At 61.6% G+C, this 24,684-nt stretch carries 21 protein-coding genes; 11 read left to right on the forward strand and 10 right to left on the reverse strand.

The features are described from left to right. Positions 1–88 precede the first annotated feature (88 nt). The 4 genes from PspS35_RS05895 to PspS35_RS05910 all read right to left on the reverse strand — a co-directional run bounded on the left by PspS35_RS05895 (position 89) and on the right by PspS35_RS05910 (position 5,515). A complete protein-coding gene (locus tag PspS35_RS05895; RefSeq protein WP_159933139.1) occupies positions 89–2,935 on the reverse strand; it encodes a valine--tRNA ligase in 2,847 nt (948 codons plus the stop codon). A 212-nt stretch (positions 2,936–3,147) separates the two neighbouring features. Next, positions 3,148–3,537 (reverse strand): DNA polymerase III subunit chi, encoded by a 390-nt coding sequence (locus PspS35_RS05900; protein WP_159933140.1) that lies wholly within the window; start codon positions 3,535–3,537, stop codon positions 3,148–3,150. Between the two features lie 7 nt (positions 3,538–3,544). Next, positions 3,545–3,973, reverse strand: a complete 429-nt coding sequence (locus PspS35_RS05905; RefSeq protein ID WP_159933141.1) for a DNA polymerase III subunit chi — start codon at positions 3,971–3,973, stop codon at positions 3,545–3,547. Between the two features lie 51 nt (positions 3,974–4,024). Next, positions 4,025–5,515: a leucyl aminopeptidase gene (locus PspS35_RS05910; protein ID WP_159933142.1), complete on the reverse strand. Its 1,491-nt coding sequence runs from the start codon at positions 5,513–5,515 to the stop codon at positions 4,025–4,027. Between the two features lie 283 nt (positions 5,516–5,798). Between PspS35_RS05910 and lptF the strand changes: the two genes are divergently transcribed. The 10 genes from lptF (at position 5,799) to tadA (ending at position 16,246) form a co-directional block, all read left to right on the forward strand. Continuing rightward, positions 5,799–6,917 (forward strand): LPS export ABC transporter permease LptF, encoded by a 1,119-nt coding sequence (gene lptF, locus PspS35_RS05915; protein WP_159933143.1) that lies wholly within the window; start codon positions 5,799–5,801, stop codon positions 6,915–6,917. Then, positions 6,910–7,989 carry an LPS export ABC transporter permease LptG gene (lptG, locus tag PspS35_RS05920; RefSeq protein ID WP_159933144.1) on the forward strand — a complete coding sequence of 360 codons (1,080 nt, stop codon included), beginning with the start codon at positions 6,910–6,912 and terminating at the stop codon, positions 7,987–7,989. Before lptF ends, lptG begins: the two co-directional genes overlap by 8 nt. A gap of 151 nt (positions 7,990–8,140) precedes the next feature. Next, positions 8,141–9,940 carry a translation elongation factor 4 gene (lepA, locus tag PspS35_RS05925; protein WP_032859966.1) on the forward strand — a complete coding sequence of 600 codons (1,800 nt, stop codon included), beginning with the start codon at positions 8,141–8,143 and terminating at the stop codon, positions 9,938–9,940. A gap of 5 nt (positions 9,941–9,945) precedes the next feature. Next, on the forward strand, positions 9,946–10,800 hold the full coding sequence (gene lepB / locus PspS35_RS05930; protein WP_159933145.1) for a signal peptidase I: 855 nt from the start codon (positions 9,946–9,948) through the stop codon (positions 10,798–10,800). Positions 10,801–10,961: 161 nt separating this feature from the next. Continuing rightward, a complete protein-coding gene (gene rnc / locus PspS35_RS05935; RefSeq protein WP_003188856.1) occupies positions 10,962–11,651 on the forward strand; it encodes a ribonuclease III in 690 nt (229 codons plus the stop codon). Next, complete coding sequence (era, locus tag PspS35_RS05940) at positions 11,644–12,546, forward strand: GTPase Era (protein WP_003234112.1); 903 nt, start codon at positions 11,644–11,646, stop codon at positions 12,544–12,546. Before rnc ends, era begins: the two co-directional genes overlap by 8 nt. A gap of 141 nt (positions 12,547–12,687) precedes the next feature. Then, positions 12,688–13,377, forward strand: a complete 690-nt coding sequence (gene recO, locus PspS35_RS05945) for a DNA repair protein RecO (protein ID WP_159933146.1) — start codon at positions 12,688–12,690, stop codon at positions 13,375–13,377. Positions 13,378–13,429: 52 nt separating this feature from the next. After that, positions 13,430–14,173 carry a pyridoxine 5'-phosphate synthase gene (pdxJ, locus tag PspS35_RS05950; RefSeq protein ID WP_122755642.1) on the forward strand — a complete coding sequence of 248 codons (744 nt, stop codon included), beginning with the start codon at positions 13,430–13,432 and terminating at the stop codon, positions 14,171–14,173. Positions 14,174–14,366: 193 nt separating this feature from the next. Beyond that, entirely contained in the window at positions 14,367–15,749 is a 1,383-nt protein-coding gene (locus PspS35_RS05955) for a multicopper oxidase family protein (protein ID WP_159933147.1), read from the forward strand. Continuing rightward, positions 15,749–16,246: a tRNA adenosine(34) deaminase TadA gene (gene tadA / locus PspS35_RS05960; RefSeq protein WP_159933148.1), complete on the forward strand. Its 498-nt coding sequence runs from the start codon at positions 15,749–15,751 to the stop codon at positions 16,244–16,246. Before PspS35_RS05955 ends, tadA begins: the two co-directional genes overlap by 1 nt. Before the next feature lie 79 nt (positions 16,247–16,325). Here tadA and cmoB read toward each other — a convergent pair whose 3' ends face one another. The 6 genes from cmoB to PspS35_RS05990 form a co-directional block, all read right to left on the reverse strand. Next, positions 16,326–17,282, reverse strand: coding sequence for a tRNA 5-methoxyuridine(34)/uridine 5-oxyacetic acid(34) synthase CmoB (gene cmoB / locus PspS35_RS05965; protein WP_159933149.1), 957 nt, complete (start codon positions 17,280–17,282; stop codon positions 16,326–16,328). Then, entirely contained in the window at positions 17,279–18,022 is a 744-nt protein-coding gene (gene cmoA / locus PspS35_RS05970; RefSeq protein WP_159933150.1) for a carboxy-S-adenosyl-L-methionine synthase CmoA, read from the reverse strand. Before cmoA ends, cmoB begins: the two co-directional genes overlap by 4 nt. Positions 18,023–18,147: 125 nt before the next feature. After that, a complete protein-coding gene (locus tag PspS35_RS05975; protein WP_159933151.1) occupies positions 18,148–18,789 on the reverse strand; it encodes a lysoplasmalogenase in 642 nt (213 codons plus the stop codon). Position 18,790: 1 nt separating this feature from the next. Continuing rightward, complete coding sequence (locus PspS35_RS05980) at positions 18,791–19,180, reverse strand: protease inhibitor I42 family protein (RefSeq protein ID WP_159933152.1); 390 nt, start codon at positions 19,178–19,180, stop codon at positions 18,791–18,793. Positions 19,181–19,438: 258 nt separating this feature from the next. After that, positions 19,439–21,859 carry an endopeptidase La gene (lon, locus tag PspS35_RS05985; protein ID WP_159933153.1) on the reverse strand — a complete coding sequence of 807 codons (2,421 nt, stop codon included), beginning with the start codon at positions 21,857–21,859 and terminating at the stop codon, positions 19,439–19,441. 157 nt (positions 21,860–22,016) lie between these two features. Beyond that, on the reverse strand, positions 22,017–23,006 hold the full coding sequence (locus tag PspS35_RS05990) for a GntR family transcriptional regulator (RefSeq protein ID WP_159933154.1): 990 nt from the start codon (positions 23,004–23,006) through the stop codon (positions 22,017–22,019). Positions 23,007–23,357: 351 nt separating this feature from the next. On the opposite strand from PspS35_RS05990, the gene PspS35_RS05995 reads away from it, so the two are divergent. Continuing rightward, positions 23,358–24,680: an amidase gene (locus PspS35_RS05995; protein ID WP_159933155.1), complete on the forward strand. Its 1,323-nt coding sequence runs from the start codon at positions 23,358–23,360 to the stop codon at positions 24,678–24,680. Positions 24,681–24,684: the final 4 nt, after the last annotated feature.

Below are 24,684 nucleotides of genomic sequence, written 5' to 3' on the forward strand. Positions count from 1 at the left end.
CTATCGGGGGCAAGCCCCCTCCCACATTGAGCCGGTTCGCAAACAAAAAAAGAGACCCGAAGGTCTCTTTTTTCACACGGCTCAAGCCTTAGAGGCTGGAGATCCGCGCATGTTGCTCGGCCAGCTTGCCCAAAGCCTGTTCCGCTTCAGCCAGTTTGGCGCGTTCTTTGTCGATCACTTCAGCCGGCGCCTTGTCGACGAACGCTGCGTTGGACAGCTTGCCGCCCACTCGCTGCACTTCGCCTTGCAGGCGCGCAATTTCCTTGTCGAGGCGGGCCAGTTCGGCACCTTTGTCGATCAAGCCGGCCATCGGTACCAGCACTTCCATCTCGCCGACCAGTGCGGTGGCGGACAGCGGTGCTTCGGCGCCGTCGGCCAATACAGTGATCGACTCCAGCTTCGCCAGCTTCTTGAGCAATGCATCGTTCTCGCTGAGACGACGCTGGTCTTCGGCACTGGCGTTCTTCACGAACACTGCCAATGGCTTGCCCGGCCCGATGTTCATCTCGGCGCGGATGTTGCGCGTGCCGAGCATCAGGGTCTTGAGCCATTCGATATCGCTTTCGGCGGCTTCATCGATGCGTGCTTCATTGGCCACCGGCCAAGGCTGCAACATGATGGTCTTGCCTTCGATACCGGCCAGCGGCGCGAGGCGCTGCCAGATTTCTTCGGTGATGAACGGCATGAACGGATGCGCCAGGCGCAGCGCCACTTCCAACACGCGTACCAAGGTACGGCGAGTGCCGCGCTGGCGTTCGACCGGCGCGTTTTCGTCCCACAGCACAGGCTTGGACAGTTCCAGGTACCAGTCGCAATACTGGTTCCAGATGAACTCGTACAAGGCTTGTGCGGCCAGGTCGAAACGGAACTGGTCGAGCTGGCGGGTCACTTCGGCTTCGGTGCGTTGCAACTGCGAGATGATCCAGCGATCAGCCAGGCTCAGCTCGTAGGCTTCACCGTTCTGGCCGCAGTCTTCGCCTTTATCCAGCACGTAGCGCGCCGCGTTCCAGATCTTGTTGCAGAAGTTGCGATAGCCTTCGACGCGGCCCATGTCGAACTTGATGTCGCGGCCGGTGGACGCCAGCGAGCAGAACGTGAAGCGCAGGGCGTCGGTGCCGTAGCTGGCGATACCGTCGGCGAACTCGTCGCGGGTCTGCTTCTCGATTTTCTTCGCCAGTTTCGGCTGCATCAGGCCCGAGGTGCGTTTGTGCACCAGGGTTTCCAGGTCGATGCCGTCGATGATATCCAGCGGGTCCAGGACGTTGCCCTTGGACTTGGACATCTTCTGGCCCTGGCCATCACGCACCAGGCCGTGCACGTACACCGTCTTGAACGGAACCTGCGGCGTGCCGTCCTCGTTCTTCACCAAGTGCATGGTCAGCATGATCATCCGGGCAACCCAGAAGAAAATGATGTCGAAGCCGGTGACCAGCACGTCGGTGGAGTGGAATTTCTTGAGGAATTCGGTCTGCTGCGGCCAGCCCAGGGTGGAGAACGTCCACAGGCCCGAACTGAACCAGGTGTCCAGGACGTCGTTGTCCTGTTGCAGCGCTACGTCAGGGCCGAGGTTGTGCTTGGCACGCACTTCGGCTTCGTCGCGGCCTACATAGACCTTGCCCGACTCGTCGTACCAGGCCGGAATGCGGTGGCCCCACCACAGTTGACGGCTGATGCACCAATCCTGGATGTCACGCATCCACGAGAAGTACATGTTTTCGTACTGTTTGGGCACGAACTGGATACGGCCATCTTCCACGGCGGCGATGGCAGGTCCTGCCAGCGGCTTGGTGGAGACGTACCACTGGTCGGTCAGCCACGGCTCGATCACGGTGCCGGAGCGGTCGCCCTTCGGCACTTTGAGGCCGTGGTCGTCAACGCTCACCAGCAGGCCGGCGGCGTCGAAGGCGGCCACGATCTGCTTGCGCGCTTCAAAACGGTCAAGGCCGGCGTATTCGGCTGGGATCTTGCCGTCGATGCGGTCGTTCAGCGTGCCGTCGAGGTTGAATACCTGGCAGGCCGGCAGTACAGCGGCGTTTTTGTCGAAGATGTTCAGCAGCGGCAGGTTGTGGCGCTTGCCGACTTCGTAGTCGTTGAAATCGTGGGCCGGGGTGATTTTCACGCAGCCGGTGCCGAATTCAGGGTCGCAGTAGTCGTCCGCGATGATCGGGATGCGACGGCCAACCAATGGCAGGTCAACGAACTTGCCGATCAGTGCCTGGTAGCGCTCGTCGTTCGGGTTAACCGCGACAGCGGCGTCGCCGAGCATGGTTTCCGGACGGGTGGTGGCGACGATCAGGAAGTCGTTGCCTTCAGCGGTCTTGGCGCCGTCGGCCAGCGGGTACTTGAGGTTCCACAGGAAACCTTTCTCGTCGTGGTTTTCCACTTCGAGGTCGGAAATCGCCGTGTGCAACTTGGTGTCCCAGTTGACCAGGCGCTTGCCGCGGTAGATCAGGCCGTCTTCATGCAGCCGCACGAAGGCTTCTTTCACGGATTCGGACAGGCCGTCGTCCATGGTGAAGCGCTCGCGGCTCCAGTCGACGGACGAGCCCAGGCGACGGATCTGACGGCTGATGTTGCCGCCGGACTGGTCTTTCCATTCCCAGATCTTTTCCAGGAATTTCTCGCGACCCAGGTCGTGACGGCTCTGACCGGTGGCTTCGAGTTGGCGCTCCACCAGCATCTGGGTGGCGATACCGGCGTGGTCCGTACCCGGTTGCCACAGGGTGTTGCGGCCCTGCATGCGGCGGAAGCGAATCAGCGCATCCATGATCGCGTTGTTGAAGCCATGGCCCATGTGCAGGCTGCCAGTGACGTTCGGTGGCGGAATCATGATGGTGTAGGACTCGCCCGCACCTTGCGGAGCGAAATAGTTCTCGGACTCCCAGGTGTTGTACCAGGAAGTTTCAATAGCGTGCGGCTGGTAGGTCTTATCCATGCGCGGCGGGACCCTAGTTGGCATTAATTCAGGAAAGCCGACAAGTATAACGGGGGATAGGGCGCAGGGCGAGGCGAAGACAGGCTAAAGGCGTGCGCTGGTCAATGTGGGAGGGGGGGCTTGCTCCCGATGGCAGAGTGTCAGCCACCGCCTCTATGGCTGATGCACCGCTATCGGGAGCAAGCCCCCTCCCACAGGGATCTAAGCAGGATTCAAGATTGGTATTGGCTGAGCAACCGCTCCATGCGCGCGTCCATCCGGCGCTTGATCTCGGTTTCGATGTGCGGGGCAAAGTCGTCGATCACGTCTTGCATGATCAATTGCGCGGCGGCGCGCAGTTCGTTATCCAGGTGCAGCAGCAGGGCGTCCTGGGTTTTTTCGGCGACGGCTGCAACGGGGGGCGCTTCTACGGCAGGCCGCTCGGCCGGTGCGGGGGCGGGCTTTGCGCCGACCATGTCGAACAGCAGCGGAATCTGTACCTCGCCATTGACCGACTCGCTCAGCAGCGGCGGTTGCAAGTCGTCATCACCCAGCAACTGGCGGATCGACTCGAGGTCGTCCAGCAGGTGATCATCTTTTTTTACGGGGTTGGAAGTGTCCATCGTGTGCTCAGAGTCGTTGTAGCCGGTGATCTTGCAAAGGATAGCCCTGTTCGCGGTAGAAACGGAAACTCTCCCGCGCGGCCTGACGAATAGCCGGATCCTCCACCACGACTTCGGCTACACGGGCGAAGGCCTTGGCAAAGGGAGGGACTTTCAGGTCCAGGTTGACCAGCAGGTCATGGTGATCGCCGCAGGTGTCGCCCACTCCCAGTACCACCAGGCCTTCGGGCTCTGATTCGGCAGGGCCGTGAGGCACGAAGCTTTCGCCTTTGAAGCGCCACAGGCGGGCGTCGAGTTCGTCGCGTTGGGCGCCATCGCTGCAATGCAGGTAGATGCGGTGGCCCATGCGCCAGGCTTTTTCGGTGAGTTTGCAGGCAAAGTCCAGGCGCGCGAGGGGGTCGGCGCTGGGCAATATATAGAAGTCGACTTGGGTCATTGCGGTTCCTGAGGCCGGGGCGGCGTGAGGGCCGCCCCGGCATCTTCAGTTTCAGGCCTTGGCGCGGTCCAGCAGGTATTGGGTCAGCAGTGGTACCGGACGGCCAGTGGCGCCCTTGTCCTTGCCACCGCTGGTCCAGGCGGTGCCGGCGATGTCCAGGTGCGCCCAGTTGAAGTTCTTGGCAAAGCGCGACAGGAAGCAGGCAGCCGTGATGGTGCCGGCTTTCGGGCCGCCGATGTTGGCAATGTCGGCGAACGGGCTGTCGAGCTGTTCCTGGTACTCATCGAACAGCGGCAGTTGCCAGGCGCGGTCGTCGGCAGCCTTGCCGGCGCTGAGCAGTTGCTCGATCAGTTCGTCGCTGTTGCCCAGCAGGCCCGACGTATGGGAGCCCAGTGCAACGATGCACGCACCGGTCAGGGTCGCGATGTCGATCACGGCTTGCGGCTTGAAGCGCTCGGCGTAGGTCAGGGCATCGCACAGCACCAGGCGGCCTTCGGCGTCGGTGTTGAGAATTTCGACGGTCTGGCCGCTCATGGTGGTGACGATGTCGCCTGGGCGGGCAGCGCCGCCGCTCGGCATGTTCTCGGCGCAGGCCAGGATGCACACCAGGTTGATCGGCAGCTTGAGCTCCAGCACGGCACGCAGGGTGCCGAACACGCTGGCGGCGCCGCCCATGTCGTACTTCATCTCGTCCATGCCGGCGCCCGGCTTGAGGCTGATGCCGCCGGTGTCGAAGGTGATGCCTTTGCCGACCAGGGCGTAAGGCTTCTCGGACTTCTTGCCGCCGTTGTATTGCATCACGATCAGGCGTGGCGGCTGGTCGCTGCCCTGGCCCACGGCATAGAACGAGCCCATGCCCAGTTCCTTGATCTTTTTCTCGTCCAGCACTTCGACTTTCAGGCCCTTGAACTCTTTGCCCAGTGCCTTGGCTTGCTCGCCCAGGAAGGTCGGATGGCAAATGTTCGGCGGCAGGTTGCCCAGGTCGCGGGTAAACGACATGCCGTTGGCAATCGCGGTGGCGTGGGTTGCGGCGCGCTGCACTTCAGCCTGCGCGGCCTTGATGGTCAGCAGGGTGATTTTCTTCAGGGCACGGGGTTCGGCTTTCTGGCTCTTGAACTGGTCGAAGATATAGCCGCCGTCCACCAGGGTCTCGGCCAGCAGGCGGGTCTTGCCGTAGCTGTCACGGCCTTTGACGACGATTTCGTCGAGGGCCAGTGTTGCATCGCCACCGCCCAGGCCCTTGAGGGTGCTGAGGATGCCGCTGATGATCTTGCGGAACGGGCGGTCGCCCAGTTCGGCGTCTTTGCCCACGCCGACCAGCAATACGCGGTCGGCCTTGAGGTTGGGCAGGCTTTGCAGCAGCAGGCTCTGGCCGACTTTGCCGGCCAGGTCGCCACGCTTGAGCACCGCGCTGATGGCGCCGCCGCTGAGTTCGTCGAGTTGCTTGGCGGCCACGCCGAGCTTGCGGCCTTCGCCGATGGCGACCACGAGGGTGGCGGTTTTCAACGTTTCGGGGCTAACGCTTTTTACAACCAATTCCATGTTCGGGTCCCTTATAAAGGTCTGAGAGCCTGACGTTTGTACCCAGGCTTTAAAGCGTGGCAGCTGCATAAACCGCCAGCGACAAAGGCCGCAGTTTGAACCCCGCCGGCGGAGCCTGACAACCCTTGGTGCATGCTTTGTACAAGCGCATGAGGTTGCGCAGTGACAGGCGCGGTCAATCACAGGATAATGCGCAATCTTTTTAGCCGGCCCTTGTAAACGGGCTGACTCGGTATGCTTGCTTGTTTGGCCGCCTTAGCCTGACAACCCTGGAGTGTCTGGTTTGATCGTCTTCCGTTATTTGTCCCGCGAAGTCCTGTTGACCCTGAGTGCCGTGAGTGCGGTATTGCTGGTCATCATCATGAGTGGTCGTTTCGTCAAATACCTGGCCCAGGCTGCCTCCGGCGCCCTGGACCCGGGTTCGTTGTTCCTGATCATGGGCTTTCGCCTGCCGGGTTTCCTGCAATTGATCCTGCCGCTGGGCCTGTTCCTCGGGATCCTGCTGGCCTATGGCCGCTTGTACCTTGAAAGCGAAATGACCGTGCTCTCGGCCACCGGCATGAGCCAGCAGCGCCTGTTGGGCATGACGATGATCCCGGCGGCTGGCGTTGCGCTGATCGTTGCCTGGCTGAGCTTGAGCCTGGCGCCCCAGGGCGCCATGCAGTTTCAGTTGGTACTGAACAAGCAGGACGCGATGACCGAGTTCGACACTCTCGAACCCGGCCGTTTCCAGGCACTCAATGACGGTACCCGGGTGACCTACACCGAAACCCTCACCGAGGACCGTGCCAACCTGGGCGGGGTGTTCATCTCCGAGAAGCGTCTGGGCCAAGACAAGAAAGACCGTGGCATTTCCGTGCTGGTTGCCGATTCCGGGCGCCAGGAAGTGCGTCCGGACGGCAGCCGCTACTTGATCCTGGAAAATGGCTACCGCTATGACGGCAGCCCTGGCCAGGCCGATTACCGTGCCATCAAGTACGACACCTATGGCGTGTTGCTCGCCCGCCCGGACGTCAGCGGCGAAGTCACCGACCGCGATGCGATCCCCACGCAAGAGCTGTTCGGCAGCAAGGAGCTACGCTCCATCGCCGAGCTGCAATGGCGTATTTCCCTGCCGCTCTTGGTGTTTATCGTGACGCTGATGGCTGTGCCGTTGTCGCGCGTCAACCCGCGCCAGGGGCGCTTTCTCAAGCTGCTGCCGGCGATCCTGCTGTACATGGCCTACCTCACCATCCTGATTTCCGCCCGCGGTTCCCTGGAGAAAGGCAAGCTGTCGCCGACCCTGGGCCTGTGGTGGGTACACGGGATCTTCCTGGTGATCGGCCTGGGCCTGCTCTACTGGGAACCTATCCGTTTGAAAATGATGAGCCGTCGTGGCCAGAAGGAGTTGGCTCGTGGCTAAGCTCGATCGCTACATTGGTAGCAGCGTCCTGATCGCCATCCTGGCGGTCCTGGGCATCATCCTTGGTTTGGCTTCGCTGTTCGCCTTCATCGATGAAGTGGGCAACGTCAGCGACACCTACACCGTGTGGGACGTCATGAGCTACGTGGCGCTCACGGCCCCGCGCCGTCTCTACGACATGATGCCGATGGCTGCGCTGATCGGCTGCCTGATCGGCCTGGGTAGCCTGGCCAGCAACAGCGAACTGACCATCATGCGTGCCGCGGGCGTGTCCATCGGTCGTATCGTCTGGGCGGTGATGAAGCCAATGCTGCTGCTGATGCTGTGCAGCGTGCTGATCGGTGAATATGTCGCGCCGCCGGCCGAAACCACGGCCCAGGCCAATCGTGCCCTGGCCCAGGGGTCGGGCGACGCGCAAAGCTCCAAGCATGGCCTGTGGCACCGCCAGGGCGATGAATTCATCCACATCAACGCCGTGCAACCGGGCGGCCTGTTGATCGGTGTGACGCGCTACACCTTCGATAAAGAACGTCACATGCTGTCGTCCAGCTTCGCCAAACGTGCGCAGTACAGCGGCGAAAAGTGGCAACTGACTGATATCACTACCACGCACTTTCGCAATGTCGGCCAAGGCACCAAGGCCAGTACCGAAGTGATCAATGTGCCGAGTGAAGAGTGGGACATCGCCCTCAAGCCGCAATTGCTCAATACCGTGGTGATGATCCCCGAAAGCCTGCCGATCTCCGGGTTGTGGGGCTATATCCACTACCTCAAGGATCAGGGCCTGAACAACGGACGCTACTGGTTGGCGTTCTGGGTCAAGGTGCTGCAACCGGTGGTGACGGCTGCGCTGGTGCTGATGGCCATTTCGTTCATCTTCGGTCCGTTGCGCTCCGTGACCCTGGGCCAGCGGGTATTTACCGGTGTGCTGGTGGGCTTCACCTTCCGTATTGCCCAGGACCTGCTTGGCCCTTCCAGCCTGGTGTTCGGTTTCTCGCCGTTGTTTGCCGTGCTGGTGCCGACCACTATCTGCGCCGTGGCCGGGTTATGGCTGTTGCGTCGAGCCGGCTGATACCGGGCTTATGCACAAAAAATGCCCCGCTCGAATGAGCGGGGCATTTTTGTTCTGGTCAGCAAAGATGACGTCTGGCCGAAGCTTCAGGTACAATTCCCGGCTATTTTTCAGCGGGCAATCTGCCTGCAGCCTTTTTGAGTGTTGATCCGTGAGTGATTTGAGTCATATCCGCAATTTCTCCATCATCGCCCACATTGACCATGGTAAGTCGACGCTGGCCGATCGATTCATCCAGATGTGCGGCGGCCTTGCCGAGCGTGAAATGGAAGCCCAGGTACTGGACTCCATGGACCTCGAACGCGAGCGCGGGATCACCATCAAGGCCCACAGCGTTACCCTGTACTACACCGCCAAAGACGGTATCAAGTACCAGCTGAACTTCATTGACACCCCGGGCCACGTCGATTTCACCTACGAAGTCAGCCGTTCCCTGGCGGCCTGCGAAGGCGCGCTGCTGGTGGTGGACGCGGGTCAGGGCGTTGAAGCCCAGTCCGTGGCCAACTGCTACACCGCCATCGAGCAAGGCCTGGAAGTCATGCCGGTGCTGAACAAGATCGACCTGCCACAGGCCGATCCGGACCGCGTAAAAGAAGAAATCGAAAAAATCATCGGCATTGACGCCACCGACGCCGTCGAGTGCAGCGCCAAGACCGGCCTGGGCGTCGACGAAGTGCTCGAACGCCTGGTCAAGACCATTCCCGCGCCGACCGGCAACTACGAAGATCCGCTGCAAGCGTTGATCATCGACTCCTGGTTCGACAACTACCTGGGCGTTGTCTCCCTGGTACGCGTGCGCCACGGCCGTGTGAAGAAGGGCGACAAGATCCTGGTCAAGTCCACCGGCAAGATCCACCTGGTGGACAGCGTCGGTGTCTTCAACCCCAAGCACACCGCGACCACTGATCTGAAAGCCGGTGAAGTAGGTTTCATCATCGCCGGTATCAAGGACATTCACGGTGCGCCGGTCGGTGACACCCTGACCTTGAGCTCCACCCCCGACGTCGACGTGCTGCCGGGCTTCAAACGCATCCAGCCGCAGGTTTACGCCGGCCTGTTCCCGGTCAGCTCCGACGACTTCGAAGACTTCCGCGAAGCCCTGCAGAAGCTCACCCTCAACGACTCGTCGTTGCAGTACACCCCGGAAAGCTCCGACGCCCTGGGCTTCGGCTTCCGCTGCGGGTTCCTCGGCATGCTGCACATGGAGATCATCCAGGAGCGCCTTGAGCGCGAATACGACCTGGACCTGATCACCACCGCGCCAACGGTTATTTTTGAGCTGCTGCTCAAAACCGGTGAAACGATTTACGTCGACAACCCGTCCAAGCTCCCAGACCTGTCTTCCATCGAAGACATGCGCGAGCCGATCGTGCGCGCCAATATCCTGGTGCCGCAGGAACACCTGGGCAACGTCATTACCCTGTGTATCGAAAAGCGTGGCGTACAGCACGACATGCTGTTCCTCGGTACCCAGGTGCAAGTGACCTACGATTTGCCGATGAACGAAGTGGTCCTGGACTTCTTCGACCGTCTCAAATCCACCAGTCGCGGCTATGCTTCGCTGGATTACCATTTCGACCGTTACCAATCGGCTAATCTGGTGAAACTGGATGTGTTGATCAACGGCGACAAGGTCGATGCCCTGGCACTCATCGTGCACAAGGACAATGCGCACTACAAAGGTCGCCAGTTGACCGAGAAGATGAAAGAACTGATTCCGCGCCAGATGTTCGACGTCGCGATCCAGGCCGCCATTGGCGGGCAGATCATTGCACGGACCTCCGTCAAGGCTCTCAGAAAGAACGTACTGGCCAAATGCTACGGCGGTGACGTAAGCCGTAAGCGCAAGCTGCTTGAGAAGCAAAAGGCCGGTAAAAAACGCATGAAGCAAGTGGGCAACGTGGAAATTCCACAAGAAGCCTTCCTTGCGGTGCTCAGGTTGGATAGTTAGGTCCTATGTCGCTAAATTTCCCGCTGTTGCTGGTCATCGCCGTTGCCGTTTGCGGTCTCCTGGCGTTGCTCGATCTGGTGTTCTTCGCCCCGCGTCGGCGGGCGGCTATCGCGTCCTATCAGGGCAGCGTCAGCCAGCCCGATGGCGTGGTGATCGAGAAGCTGAACAAAGAGCCGTTGCTGGTTGAATACGGCAAGTCGTTCTTCCCGGTGTTGTTCATCGTGCTGGTGCTGCGTTCGTTCCTGGTGGAGCCGTTTCAGATCCCTTCGGGCTCGATGAAACCTACCCTGGACGTCGGCGACTTCATCCTGGTGAACAAGTTTTCCTACGGGATTCGCCTGCCGGTGATCGACAAGAAGGTCATCGAAGTCGGTGATCCGCAGCGCGGCGATGTGATGGTGTTCCGCTACCCAAGCGACCCGAACGTCAACTACATCAAGCGTGTGGTCGGCCTGCCGGGCGATGTGATTCGCTACACCAGCGACAAGCGCCTGTTCATCAACGGCGAATCGGTGGCCGAGAAACTGCTTGGCTCCGAGCCGAACAGCCTGGGCAGCGCCGAGCTGTACCAAGAGAAACTCGGTGCGGTAGAGCACGAAATCCGCAAGGAAATGAGCCGCTACCGCGCGATGCCTGATGGCGAGTGGAAAGTGCCGGCCGGGCACTATTTCATGATGGGCGACAACCGTGACAACTCCAATGACAGCCGCTACTGGGATGATCCCAACATTCCCAAGGAGTTGCTGGGCATGGTTCCCGACCAGAATATCGTCGGCAAGGCCTTCGCGGTCTGGATGAGCTGGCCGGAACCCAAGCTCAGCCACCTGCCGAACTTCTCGCGGGTCGGGCTGATCAAGTAATACAAGCGGCGCTGTGAACACAGCGCCGACTGCTTTTCTGGGGCTAGGACAATTCCGGCGCCAGGCTGTAACCATCAGGATTTGAATTTGAACACTGCGTCAATCGTCGATGGCCGCCGGTGCCACCCACTAGATATGCAGCAACTAGGTATGGATAAACCGTGACCGTTTCGCTAAGTCGTTTAGAGCGCCAGCTCGGCTACACCTTCAAGGACCAGGAATTGATGGTCCTTGCCCTCACACATCGCAGCTTTGCAGGGCGCAATAACGAGCGCCTGGAATTCCTCGGTGATGCCATCCTCAATTTCGCCGCCGGTGAGGCGCTGTTCGAGCGCTTCCCGCAAGCGCGTGAAGGCCAGCTGTCGCGCTTGCGCGCCCGCCTGGTAAAAGGCGAGACCCTGGCCGTGCTGGCCCGTGGTTTCGGCTTGGGCGAGTACCTGCGCCTGGGTTCCGGTGAATTGAAAAGCGGTGGCTTTCGTCGCGAATCGATCCTGGCCGATGCCCTCGAGGCCTTGATCGGTGCGATCTACCTCGATGCCGGGATGGAAACGGCCAAGGAGCGCGTGGTCGCCTGGCTGGCTTCGGAGATCGAAAGCCTCACGCTGGTCGACACCAACAAAGATCCCAAGACCCGCCTGCAGGAATACCTGCAGTCCCGTGGTTGCGAACTGCCACGCTATGAAGTGGTGGATATCCAGGGTGAGCCCCATTGCCGCGTATTCTTCGTGGAATGTGAAATCACCTTACTGAACGAAAAAAGCCGAGGTCAGGGTGTGAGCCGTCGCATTGCCGAACAGGTAGCGGCCGCAGCAGCACTGATTGCCCTGGGCGTGGAGAATGGCCATGACTGATTCAACCGCAACACGCTGTGGCTATGTTGCCATCGTTGGCCGCCCGAACGTGGGCAAGTCCACGTTGCTGAACCACATCCTCGGCCAGAAGCTCGCGATCACCTCGCGCAAGCCGCAGACCACTCGCCACAACATGCTGGGCATCAAGACCGAAGGCAGCGTGCAAGCGGTCTACGTCGACACCCCAGGCATGCACAAGGGCGGCGAGAAAGCCCTGAACCGCTACATGAACAAGACCGCTTCGGCGGCGTTGAAAGATGTCGACGTGGTGATCTTCGTCGTCGACCGCACCAAGTGGACCGACGAAGACCAGATGGTGCTTGAGCGTGTGCAATACGTCACCGGCCCGTTGATCGTCGCGCTGAACAAGACCGACCGCATCGAGGACAAAGCCGAGTTGATGCCGCACCTGACCTGGTTGCAGGAACAACTGCCGAACGCCCAGATCATGCCGATCTCGGCCCAGCACGGTCACAACCTCGAAGCCCTGGAGCGCGTGATCGCTGGCTACCTGCCGGAGAACGAGCACTTCTTCCCGGAAGACCAGATCACCGACCGCAGCAGCCGCTTCCTCGCCGCCGAACTGGTCCGCGAGAAAATCATGCGCCAGATGGGCGCCGAGCTGCCGTACCAGATCACCGTCGAAATCGAAGAGTTCAAGCAGCAGGGCAAGACCCTGCACATCCATGCGCTGATCCTCGTCGAACGTGACGGCCAGAAGAAAATCATCATTGGCGACAAGGGCGAGCGCATCAAGCGCATCGGCACCGAGGCGCGCAAGGACATGGAATTGCTGTTCGACTCCAAGATCATGCTCAACCTGTGGGTGAAGGTTAAGGGCGGCTGGTCCGATGATGAGCGTGCACTGCGCTCCCTGGGCTACGGCGACCTGTAAGGACACCGCAGGACAAAAATGTGGGAGGGGGCGTGCCCCCGATGGCGGTGGGTCAGTTAATAACTAAGTGACTGAACCACCGCCATCGGGGGCAAGCCCCCTCCCACATTAGGTTTGTGTTGTTTTCAAGATAGAGACCCCATGTCCCAATCCCAACCCCCCAGCCAACTCGCCTACGTCCTGCACAGCCGCGCCTACCGCGAGACGAGCGCCCTGGTGGACTTCCTCACGCCTCAAGGTCGCCTGCGCGCGGTGTTGCGTAGCGCACGGGGCAAGGCGGGTACGTTGGCGCGGCCCTTCGTGGCGTTGGACGTGGAGTTTCGTGGCAAGGGCGAGCTGAAGAACGTCGGCCGCCTGGAAAGCGTCGGCACTTCAGCCTGGCTCAATGGCGATGCACTGTTCAGCGGCCTCTACCTAAATGAGCTGCTGATCCGCCTGTTGCCCGCCGAAGACCCGCACCCGGCGGTCTTCGATCATTACGCCGCCACGCTGTTGGCCCTGGCCGAAGGGCGCCCCTTGGAGCCACTGTTGCGAGCGTTCGAATGGCGCCTGCTGGACGACCTGGGCTACGGCTTCGAATTGAGCAACGACCTGCACGGCGAGCCCATCGCCGCCGACGGCATGTACCGCCTGCAAGTGGACGCCGGCCTTGAGCGTGTCTACCTGCTGCAGCCGGGCCTGTTCCAGGGCACCGAGCTGTTGGCCATGAGTGAAGCGGATTGGACGGCGCCGGGCGCCTTGTCCGCTGCCAAGCGCCTGATGCGCCAGGCACTGGCTGTGCACTTGGGCGGACGGCCACTGGTCAGTCGCGAGTTGTTTCGAAAGCCCTGACATCCCCGTGTATGCTGTGCAGCGTTTCTTTCCCCTTTTCAGGAGCGCTTCCGTGACCACCAGCAATCGCATTCTTCTCGGCGTCAACATCGACCACGTCGCCACCCTGCGCCAGGCCCGGGGCACCCGTTACCCTGACCCGGTCAAGGCCGCGCTGGACGCCGAAGAAGCAGGCGCCGACGGCATCACCGTGCACCTGCGCGAAGACCGCCGTCACATCCAGGAACGCGACGTGCTGTTGCTCAAGGATGTGCTGCAAACCCGCATGAACTTCGAAATGGGCGTCACCGAAGAAATGATGCTGTTTGCCGAGCGTATCCGCCCGGCGCATATCTGCCTGGTGCCGGAAACCCGTCAGGAATTGACCACCGAAGGCGGCCTCGACGTGGCTGGCCAGGAAGCGCGGATCAAGGCTGCGGTGGAGCGCCTGTCGAAGATCGGCAGCGAAGTGTCGTTGTTCATCGACGCCGACGAGCGCCAGATCGAAGCCTCGCGCCGTGTCGGCGCACCGGCCATCGAACTGCACACCGGCCGTTACGCCGATGCCACCACGCCGACCGAAGTGGCCGATGAACTGCAACGCATCATCGACGGCGTGAACTGCGGGCTTAATGAAGGCCTGATCGTCAACGCCGGTCATGGCCTGCACTACCACAACGTCGAAGCCGTGGCCGCGATCAAAGGCATCAACGAGCTGAACATCGGCCATGCGCTGGTGGCTCACGCGCTGTTCGTCGGTTTCAAAGGCGCAGTGGCCGAGATGAAGGCCCTGATCCTGGCCGCCGCCAAGCCCTAAAAAACACTGAAAATCCAATGTGGGAGGGGGCTAGCCCCCGATAGCGGTGTATCAGCCATAAAGGTGGTGGCTGACACACTGCTATCGGGGGCAAGCCCCCTCCCACATGCGAAGCCTTACTGTTTAGCCGATGCAGGTGTATCGTATCTGCCCTTTGCAGGCCGTGTGCCTGCGGCAGATACGTGAGGTTGTTGTGTCCCGATCCTTTTCCCGTCGACAAATCCTGGGTGGTCTTGCAGGCCTGGCCGTAGTGGGCGTCGGTGCCGGTGGCGCCTACCGCTACTGGCTGGGGAAAGTCGCCGAGTCCGAAGCGGGGCACGATTACGAACTGATCGCCGCGCCCTTGGACGTGGAACTGGTACCGGGCCACAAGACCCAGGCCTGGGCGTTCGGCCCCTCGGCGCCGGGCACCGAGTTGCGTGTGCGCCAGGGTGAATGGCTGCGGGTGCGTTTTATCAATCATCTGCCGGTCGCCACCACCATCCACTGGCACGGCATCCGCCTGCCGCTGGAAATGGACGGCGTGCCCTACGTCTCGCAGTTGCCGGTGCTGCCCGGCGAGTACTTCGATTACAAATTCCGCGTGCCCGACGCCGGCAGCTACTGGTATCACCCCCATGTGAGCAGTAGCGAAGAGTTGGGCCGTGGCCTGGTCGGACCGCTGATCGTGGAAGAGCGCGAACCCACCGGATTCAAATACGAACGCACCCTGAGCTTGAAGAACTGGCACATCGACGAAGAGGGTGGCTTTGTCGAATTCAGCATTCCCCGCGAAGCGGCCCGTGGCGGCACGGCGGGGCGTCTGTCGACCATCAACGGTGTGCCCCAGGCGGTCATCGACCTGCCTGCCGGGCAGATCACCCGCGTGCGCCTGCTCAACCTCGACAACACCCTGACCTATCGCATCAACATTCCCGGCGTCGAAGCGCAGATCTATGCACTGGACGGCAACCCCATCGAGCCGCGCCCGTTGGGCAAGGAATACTGGTTGGGCCCGGGCATGCGCATCTGCCTGGCGATCAAGGCACCGCCGGCGGGCGAAGAACTGTCGATCCGTAACGGCCCGGTGCGCCTGGGCACTTTCCGCTCAGTGGCCACTACCGATGCGCCCACCGAATGGCCGCCCGCGCTGCCGGCAAACCCAGTCGCCGAGCCGGACCTGGCCAATGCAGAAAAACTCAACTTCAATTTCGAGTGGGTCGGCTCGGTGTCGGTCAATGTCGAGAACGGCAAGCCGCCGAGCCTTTGGCAGATCAACGGCCAGGCCTGGGACATCACCGACAAGACCTGCGCCGACCGCCCGATCGCCAAGCTGGAACTGGGCAAGAGCTACATTTTCGAATTGAAGAACATGACCCAGTACCAACACCCGATCCACCTGCACGGCATGAGTTTCAAGGTGATCGGCTCGAACCGCCACAAGGTGATCCCGTATTTCACCGACACCTACCTGCTGGGCAAGAACGAGCGCGCCCGCGTCGCGTTGGTGGCGGATAACCCGGGGGTGTGGATGTTCCACTGCCACGTGATCGACCATATGGAAACCGGCCTGATGGCCGCCATCGAGGTGGCGTGATGCGCCAGATTCGCCCTGTGGCGATCATCGACCGTAGCCGCGACCAGGACTTCATGCGCGAAGCCCTGGCCCTCGCCGCCCAAGGCGCCGCCCTGGGCGAAGTGCCGGTGGGCGCGGTGTTGGTGCAAGACGGTGAAATTATCGGCCGAGGCTTCAACTGCCCGATCAGCGGCAACGACCCCAGTGCCCATGCCGAGATGGTCGCCATCCGCGCCGCCGCCCAGGCGATCAGCAACTATCGGCTGGTGGGCAGCACGCTGTATGTGACGCTGGAGCCGTGCAGCATGTGCGCCGGTTTGATCGTGCATTCGCGGGTGGCGCGGGTGGTGTATGGCGCACTGGAGCCCAAGGCGGGGATTGTGCAGAGCCAGGGGCAGTTTTTTACCCAGGGGTTTCTCAACCATCGGGTGTTGTTTGAAGGTGGGGTGCTGGCCGAAGAGTGCGGCACGGTGTTGAGCGAATTCTTCAAGGCCCGCCGGGCTAAGCCCCCGCTCTAAAGAACACTGATGAGCAAATGTGGGAGGAGCAAGCCCCCTCCCACATTTTTAATCTCCATTTTTTCAGGGAGATTAGCGGTTACTTTTTAGCGATGATCACTGCCCGCATCGGCGCCGGCAGCCCTTCGATCGTCTTGCTGTGGTCCTCGGGGTCGAGGAAGTCGCTGAGGGACTGATACTTCATCCACTCCGTCCCGCGCTGTTCCTCCACCGTAGTCACGCTGACATCCACGCAGCGCACATCGCTGAACCCGGCGCGGCGCAGCCACAGCATCAACGCCGGCACCGACGGCAGGAACCATACGTTGCGCATCTGTGCGTAGCGGTCTTGCGGCATCAGCACTTGCTGCTCATCGCCTTCCACCACCAGGGTTTCCAGGACCAGTTCGCCGCCTTTTACCAGTGTGTCCTTCAATGCCAACAGGTGCTCAATGGGCGAGCGGCGGTGGTAGAACACGCCCATGGAAAACACCGTGTCGAAACCTTCCAGGTTCGCCGGCAAGTCCTCAAACGGGAACGGCAGGTGCCAGGCCTTGGGTTCGCACAGGTAGCGTTGCACGGCCTGGAACTGGCAGAAGAACAACCAGTTCGGGTCCACGCCAATCACGCTGTCGGCACCGGCGCCGAGCATGCGCCACATGTAGTAACCGTTGCCGCAACCGACATCGAGAATGCGTTTGCCTTTCAGGTCCAGGTGCGGCGCCACGCGCGACCACTTCCAGTCCGAGCGCCATTCGGTGTCCACGTGCACGCCGAACAGGTGGAACGGGCCTTTGCGCCACGGGCTCAGGCCCATCAACGCCGTGCGCATCTGCGTGCGGGTTTCGTCGTCGCAGTCGGTGTCCAGCACCAGGTCATTGAGCAAGTCGACGTCGCTGGGCTGGATCTGCGGCAGCGCGTCCAACGCACTTTGCCAGCGCTCCAGGTCGCCGTGACCTTTCTCCATCTTGCTGTCGAGCTGCGCTTGCAGGCCCTGGGCCCACACGGCCAGGGGAGTGCCGACCAAGTGGCGGGCGAGGGGGGACAAATCAATCATGGCAAGGCAATCAACGAGGCAAAGTTAAGACACTGGAACCACGGCACGACTTTCGAGAACCCGGCCGCCAGCAGGCGTTCGCGGTGTTCTTCGAGGCTGTCGGGCTTCATGACGTTTTCGATGGCGCTGCGCTTCTGGGCGATTTCCAGTTCGCTGTAGCCGTTGGCGCGTTTGAATGCGACGTGCAGCTCGGTAAGCAGCGCGTGTTCCTCAACATCGTTGAAGCGCAGCTTCTCCGAGAGTATCAATGCACCGCCCGGCAGCAGCGCCTGACGAATACGCGACAGCAAGGCCAGCCGCTCGTCGGGCGCGATAAATTGCAGGGTGAAGTTCAACGCCACCACCGAGGCCGGTTGGAACTGCAACGCAAGGATGTCGCCGTCGATCACCTCGACCGGCAGCAACTCCTGGAACATCGAGTCCTGGCCATTGAGGTATTCGCGGCAGCGCTCGACCATGGCCGCCGAGTTATCCACAGCGATCACGCGACAGCCATCGGTGCGCACATGGCGGCGCAGGGCTTGAGTCACTGCGCCCAGGGATGAACCCAGGTCGTACAGCACGCTGTTGGGTTGGGCAAACTGCGCCGCGAGTACGCCGAGGTTTTCGACGATGGTCGGGTAACCCGGCACCGAGCGCTTGATCATGTCCGGGAACACCCGCACCACGTCCTCGTTAAAGGCGAAGTCCGGCACCTGGGGCAGGGGCTGGGCGAATAGGCGATCGGGTTCTTTGCTCACGGTTGTTCCGGCGACGACAGGGGAAAGGCCAGCATTTTAGCCAAGTTGGCCGTCGGATGCGCGGGTTGTCTGATTTGTAGTGAGCGGGCTTGCCCCGCGCTGGGCTGCGCAGCCGCCCCAGGCTATCAAGACCACTGCTGTTTCTGGGTGAATGCTGATGCGGTGATCCCCCACTGGCCAAGCCAGTAGGTAGCGATCAACAAATACGGCGCCGCCTCGAAGGCCACCACGAAGCGATTGATACCAATCAGTGTGTCGGAAAACACAAACGACAACGCGCCCGCCGCCGCCAACAGTGCCGAGCGTTTCGGCACGTCGCTGCCCAAGCGTGCCAGCGCCCGCCAGAGCATGGCGCTGATCACCAAGGCGTAAACCACCACCGGTATCAGCAAGTCGCCGAGCCCGTGGGCAATCAGGATGCTCAGCAGAATCGCGCCCACGCCCAGTGCGAGTACCAACGGCAACAGCGCCAAGCGACGGCAGTCGCTGAGGTAGGCCTTGAGGTACGCCAGGTGCGCAAACAGAAACGCACCAAGACCGAAGATAAACAGGTCGCCCGGCCAGGCGAGCAACACATCGCCCACCAGCGAGAAAATCAGCCCCAGGCTGATCCAGCGTCGATAGTCGCTGGGCGGTGCATCATGCAGCCAGCCCAGCAGCGCCAGCACCGGCAGCGGCTTGACCAGCAGGCACAGCAACATCGCGTGGGTGCTCAAACCATAGATAAACGTGGCGGCGCCCATCAACGCAAGAATCAGCCACGGCATATCAGTTCACCGTAATGGCGCAGTCGAACGTCTCGGCCGGTTCGGCTTCCGGCTCCCAAGGCTGCTGGGAGGTCAGGCGCAGACGCCCCTGGCCGGCGGTAAACGCCTGGAAGCGCCAGGTGGATTGGCCGCCACCGCCGATCACACCGGACTCCGAGCTGCTGTACACCTCAGGGCTCAGCGCCCGCAACACGCCGCCGGCGGAATCCTGGATGGCCCAGCGATAACCGGTGGTGGGGTTGCTCGGCAGGCTGAGGATCAGGTTTTGTCCGCTTTTAAGCTGGAGCGGGCAGGCGCTCTGGTTGTCCACGGTGATGTTTTGCTTCGGTGCACTGGCGCAGGCGGCCAGCAGGGCAAGGCTCAAGGGGAGAAGCAGGCGGGCAGCGGTCATGAGGGCTCCGTTGTTTGGCGACGAAGGCCGAGCATAACCGAAGATGAGCCAAGGTGTGACAGGTGGGAAATGACAGAAGTGAGTGTGAGCTTGCTTGTTGTGGTGAGCGGGCTTGCCCCGCGCTGGGCTGCGTAGCGGGCCCAAAACCAAACGCCACGTTTTGTCTGACAGCGCGCAGCGTTTTTCAGGGGCGGCTTCGCCACCCAGCGCGGGGCAAGCCCGCTCACCACAGAGGCCTTCACAGACGCTAGAAGTTTGTCAGAACAGCACCTTCGCCACATCTGCAAAGCGCTTGGCAAAATGCACCGTCATACCTTCCTTCAGATACTCCGGCAACTCTTCAAAGCTACCGCGATTGGGCTCCGGCAGAATCAGCTCGTGAATCTTCTGACGCCGCGCCGCAATCACCTTCTCGCGCACGCCGCCAATCGGCAGCACATGCCCGGTCAACGTCAGCTCGCCAGTCATGGCCACGCCCTTTTTCGGCGCCTGGTTACGCGCCAGCGACAGCAGCGCACTGGCCATGGTCACGCCCGCACTTGGGCCATCCTTCGGCGTAGCACCCTCGGGAACGTGCAAGTGCACGAAGGCTTCATCGAAGAACTTCGGATCACCGCCAAACGACTTCAGGTTGGAGCTGATGTAACTGTAGGCAATTTCGGCAGACTCCTTCATCACTTCACCCAACTGCCCGGTGAGCTTGAAACCGCGGTTAAGTGTGTGGATGCGTGTGGCTTCGATCGGCAACGTCGCGCCGCCCATGCTGGTCCACGCCAGGCCGGTGATCACGCCAGTGCCGGACAGCACTTGCTCGTTACGGAACACCGGCATGCCGAGGGAGCTTTCCAGGTCCTTGTTGCCGATCTTGATCACCGAGTCCGGTGCATCCAGCAACTTGACCACCGCCTTGCGTACCAGTTTGCCCAGTTGTTTCTCCAACTGACGCACGCCGGCTTCGCGGGCGTAGCCGTCGATCAGTGCCCGCAAGGCACCGTCGCTGATGGTCAGGGTGTTTTTCGACACGCCGGCTTTTTCCAGCTGTTTTGGCCACAGGTGGCGTTTGGCGATGGCGACTTTTTCTTCGGTGATGTAGCCCGACAGGCGAATCACTTCCATGCGGTCCAGCAGCGGGCCTGGGATCGAGTCCAAGGTGTTGGCGGTGCACACGAACAGCACTTTGGACAGGTCCAGGCGCAGGTCGAGGTAATGGTCGAGGAATTCGACGTTCTGCTCCGGGTCCAGGGTTTCCAGCAGCGCCGAGGCCGGGTCGCCCTGGAAGCTTTGGCCCATCTTGTCGATCTCGTCGAGCATGATCACCGGGTTCATCACCTCGACATCCTTGAGCGCCTGCACCAGCTTGCCGGGCAGGGCGCCGATGTACGTGCGGCGATGGCCCTTGATCTCGGCCTCGTCGCGCATGCCGCCGACGCTGAAACGGTAGAACGGCCGGCCCAGGGATTCAGCGATGGATTTGCCCACGCTGGTCTTGCCCACGCCCGGCGGGCCGACGAGCAGTACGATGGAGCCGGCGACTTCGCCTTTATAGGCGCCCACCGCGAGGAACTCGAGGATGCGGCTCTTGATGTCATCCAGGCCGGCATGGTGTTTATCCAGCACCTTGCGCGCGTGTTTCAGGTCGAGTTTGTCCTCGCCGTACACGCCCCACGGCACCGAGGTGGCCCAGTCGAGGTAGTTGCGTGTGACCGCGTATTCCGGCGAGCCGGTTTCCAGGATCGACAGCTTGTTCAGTTCTTCATCGATACGTTTCTGCGCCTGGGCCGGCAATACCTTGCCTTCCAGCCGTTGCTCGAACTGTTCGACGTCTGCGCTGCGGTCGTCCTTGGTCAGGCCCAGCTCCTGCTGGATCACCTTGAGCTGTTCCTTGAGGAAGAACTCGCGCTGGTGTTCGCCGATCTTGCGGTTCACCTCGGCGGAGAGCTCTTTTTGCAGGCGCGCGACTTCGACTTCCTTGCGCAGCATCGGCAAGACTTTTTCCATGCGCTTGAGCATGGGCACGCAGTCCAGCACTTCCTGCAGTTCGTTACCGGTGGCGGAGGTCAGCGCGGCGGCGAAATCGGTGAGCGGCGACGGGTCGTTGGGGCTGAAGCGGTTGAGGTAGTTCTTCAACTCTTCGCTGTACAGCGGGTTGAGCGGCAGCAGTTCCTTGATCGCATTGATCAGCGCCATGCCGTAGGCCTTGACCTCGTCGGTCGGCTCGGTGGGCTGGTGCGGGTATTCGACTTCCACCAGGTATGGCGGGCGGTGGTGCTTGAGCCAGGTCTTGATGCGCACGCGGGTCAGGCCCTGGGCGACGAATTGCAGCTTGCCGTTCTCGCGGCTGGCGTGGTGCACCTTCACCAGCGTGCCGTACAGCGGCAGCGCGGAGGTGTCGAAGTGGCGCGGATCTTCCGGCGGCGTGTCCATGAAGAACAGGGCGAGGGAGTGGTGGTCGGATTTGCTCACCAGCTCCAGGGTCTCGGCCCACGGTTCTTCGTTGACGATCACCGGCAGCACTTGCGCCGGGAAGAAGGGCCGGTTGTGGATCGGGATGATATACACCTTGTCCGGCAGGTTTTGCCCAGGCAGGGCCAGGCCGGTATTGGATGAGGTGGATTCAGCGTTTTCGGGGTCGGCGTAGTCGTTGAGGTCGTAATCGGGGAATTCTTGCTGGTCGCTCATGGGGCACCTGCATAAGGAAGTATGCAGGTTAGATGGGGCGGGGCAGCGGTGGTTTCAATGGGGGGGCTTAGTTAGCAACAAATTGCACGATTTCTTCGATACACCGCACATCCACATGTGGGAGGGCAATCCCCTCCCGCATGTGGTCCATGTTGAATCAGCTGATTTTGTGCAGGTAGGAAGGCAGCGGCTGCTCGGGCAGCACCGAGAGCACTTTCAAACGTTGCAGCATCCGCTGACGTGCCCGTTGCAGGTGCTCGCGCAAATTCAGCGCTGCGGCGTCAAATGCGCCATGCAGCAGCAGTTCCAGAATCAAGCGGTGTTCAGCGAGCATCGCCGGGTCCGCGCCGATCCCTAGCAAACGGTAGAAAATCCGGCTGATGATCATCGGGCTCTGGCCCTGGCGAATCAGCGCCGCGATCTTGCGATTCTGCAGGCCGGCCAGGCAACGCTGGTGCAAGTCCTCTTCGATTTGCTCGATGGCTTCGAGGCTGCATTCGGGGCCGTCCTGCGCAACCAGCACCCGTTGCAACATGGCTTCGAGCATCTCGCGGTCGAGGCCCGGAGCGCTTTGGCGCAAGGCTTCGGGTTCCAGGCAGGCGCGCAGTTCGTAGTCTTCGGTGACTTCCCGGGCGGTCAACGGCCCGGCCAGCCATTGGGAGTAGGGCTCTTTTTCCACCAGGCCACGGTCGCGCAGGCGCATCAGCGCTTCACGTACCACTGCGCGGCTGACGCCGTAGTGCTCGGCGGCGGCCTGTTCGTCCAGGCGGTAATGGCCGAAGGCGATGCAGGTGGACAGCGCCGCGCCGATCTCATCGACGATGCGCTCGCCCAATGGCCGCGTGTCCACCAGTTCCGCCTCACCGTTCAGGCCCAGGTGCGCATGGCTCAGGGGCAGGCGCAGCGGCTCCAAGGCCAGGCCTTCGGGGTTGATCAGGTAACCCCGGCCGTTGAAGCGGCAGATCAAGCCTTCGGCATGCAGCAAGTCCAGCGCCTTGCGCACCGGCACGCGGCTGGTGCCAAACAGTTCGGCCAGCGGCGCCTCCAGCAGGACGAGCCCGTGGCGGGCGGTACCGTTGACGATCGCGTCACGCAACACCTGGTGAATCATCGCGTAACGGGAAGCCGAGGCGGACACTGCTTTCATCGCGTTCTCTGAGTTAAAGCGTTCTGGGACACGTAGGACGGTGGCCGGGGATTCTCTCATAGATGCGCCTGTCACTCCGCGCTACGTCAGCGGCACTTTTATGGGGCCCCATTCAGGAGAATGTTACTTTTCTGCACCAAAATGTACTTATTAATAAAAGATACATTATTTCATTTGGGGCTCATCGGCCCGACTGCGCAAGATTTATTTGCTTACTAAAAAGTCATCTATCCCGCAGGTCTTGGGATAAAACCTTTATCACCGCCAACCCGTTGCGCAAAGACTGGCACGAAAGCTGCCTTTGTAAAACGTACATTTTATTAATATGTACGTTTTATGAGGTTTCCTTCGATGTCAGACGCCACGTCAATGGCCGAGGATTTCGCCAGCGGTCACAGCGATCCAGTGCAAGCCCTCGAACAGGCACTCGACCAAGCAAGCCGGTCGGCCAGTGTATTCATCTCGCTGACCACTGAGCGCGCGCGTCGAGAAGCCGAAGCATCTGCCGCCCGCTGGCGTGCCGGGCAACCGTTGAGCCTGTTCGATGGCGTGCCCCTGGCCTGGAAAGACCTGTTCGACGTGGCCGGCAGCATCACCACCGCTGGCGCCGCTTACCGCCGCCATGCGCCTGGCGCCTTGCTCGACGCACCGAGCGTGGGCCTGCTGTGCCGCGCCGGGATGGTCAGCGTCGGCAAGACCAACCTCAGCGAACTGGCCTATTCCGGCCTGGGCTTGAACCCGCATTTCGGCACGCCGCACAATCCTCATGGCACGGACAAAGCGCGTATTCCTGGCGGCTCGTCCTCGGGTTCGGCCGTGGCCGTGGCCGCCGGCATCGTGCCGATCGCCATGGGCACCGACACCGCTGGCTCCATCCGCATCCCTGCGGCGCTCAATGGCCTGGTGGGGTATCGCAGCAGCAGCCGACGCTACAGCCGCGATGGCGTATTCCCTCTGGCGCACACCCTCGACAGCCTGGGCCCGCTGACCCGCAGCGTGCGCGATGCGCTGGCCATCGACGACCTGCTCCACGGTCGCAGCCACACCCACAGCGCCCGCAGCCTCAAGGGCCAGCGCTTTGTGTTGGCGCAACAGGACGTTGAGCCCGCTGTGCGCGACAACCTGCTGCGCGCCGTGGAGCAACTCAAGGCCCAAGGTGCGCTGATCGAAGAACGTGAATGCCCGACCTTCCAGGCCACCCTGGACCTGATCAAACAGCATGGCTGGCTCGGTTCCTTCGAAGCCTTCGCCCAGCACCAAGCCTTGCTCGACAGCGCCGATGCCGAGCAACTCGACCCCCGCGTGCGCCGTCGCCTCGAAGCCGCCCGCGCGCTGCCGGCCAGCCAACTTATCCACTTGACCTCTGCGCGCAGCCGCCTGCAACAGCAACTGCTCGACGACCTCGACGGCGCGGTCCTGATCACGCCTACCGTGGCCCACGTCGCGCCGCCACTGGCACCGCTGGAAGTCGACGACGACCTGTTCATCAGCACCAACCTCGCCACCCTGCGCCTGACCATGCCCGGCAGTCTGCTGGATATGCCAGGCGTCAGCCTGCCCAGCGGCCGCGATGCCCAGGGCCTGCCCACCGGGCTGCTGCTCAGCGCCCCGACGGGGGAGGACGCACGCTTGCTGCGTGCGGCCTTGTCCGTCGAATCCGTACTTAACGTTTAAGGAG

The organism is Pseudomonas sp. S35 (assembly GCF_009866765.1).
Classification (GTDB): domain Bacteria; phylum Pseudomonadota; class Gammaproteobacteria; order Pseudomonadales; family Pseudomonadaceae; genus Aquipseudomonas.

What these genes read in the sequence shown, in the direction of transcription:
- tadA (WP_159933148.1), top strand. Translation starts at nt 15,749, where the DNA reads ATGCGCCAGATTCGCCCTGTGGCGATCATCGACCGTAGCCGCGACCAG.
- PspS35_RS05995 (WP_159933155.1), top strand. Translation starts at nt 23,358, where the DNA reads ATGTCAGACGCCACGTCAATGGCCGAGGATTTCGCCAGCGGTCACAGC.
- cmoB (WP_159933149.1), bottom strand. Translation starts at nt 17,282, where the DNA reads ATGATTGATTTGTCCCCCCTCGCCCGCCACTTGGTCGGCACTCCCCTG.
- PspS35_RS05910 (WP_159933142.1), bottom strand. Translation starts at nt 5,515, where the DNA reads ATGGAATTGGTTGTAAAAAGCGTTAGCCCCGAAACGTTGAAAACCGCC.
- PspS35_RS05900 (WP_159933140.1), bottom strand. Translation starts at nt 3,537, where the DNA reads ATGGACACTTCCAACCCCGTAAAAAAAGATGATCACCTGCTGGACGAC.
- recO (WP_159933146.1), top strand. Translation starts at nt 12,688, where the DNA reads ATGTCCCAATCCCAACCCCCCAGCCAACTCGCCTACGTCCTGCACAGC.
- PspS35_RS05895 (WP_159933139.1), bottom strand. Translation starts at nt 2,935, where the DNA reads ATGGATAAGACCTACCAGCCGCACGCTATTGAAACTTCCTGGTACAAC.
- era (WP_003234112.1), top strand. Translation starts at nt 11,644, where the DNA reads ATGACTGATTCAACCGCAACACGCTGTGGCTATGTTGCCATCGTTGGC.
- PspS35_RS05905 (WP_159933141.1), bottom strand. Translation starts at nt 3,973, where the DNA reads ATGACCCAAGTCGACTTCTATATATTGCCCAGCGCCGACCCCCTCGCG.
- PspS35_RS05980 (WP_159933152.1), bottom strand. Translation starts at nt 19,180, where the DNA reads ATGACCGCTGCCCGCCTGCTTCTCCCCTTGAGCCTTGCCCTGCTGGCC.
- lon (WP_159933153.1), bottom strand. Translation starts at nt 21,859, where the DNA reads ATGAGCGACCAGCAAGAATTCCCCGATTACGACCTCAACGACTACGCC.
- lepB (WP_159933145.1), top strand. Translation starts at nt 9,946, where the DNA reads ATGTCGCTAAATTTCCCGCTGTTGCTGGTCATCGCCGTTGCCGTTTGC.
- PspS35_RS05975 (WP_159933151.1), bottom strand. Translation starts at nt 18,789, where the DNA reads ATGCCGTGGCTGATTCTTGCGTTGATGGGCGCCGCCACGTTTATCTAT.
- PspS35_RS05990 (WP_159933154.1), bottom strand. Translation starts at nt 23,006, where the DNA reads ATGAAAGCAGTGTCCGCCTCGGCTTCCCGTTACGCGATGATTCACCAG.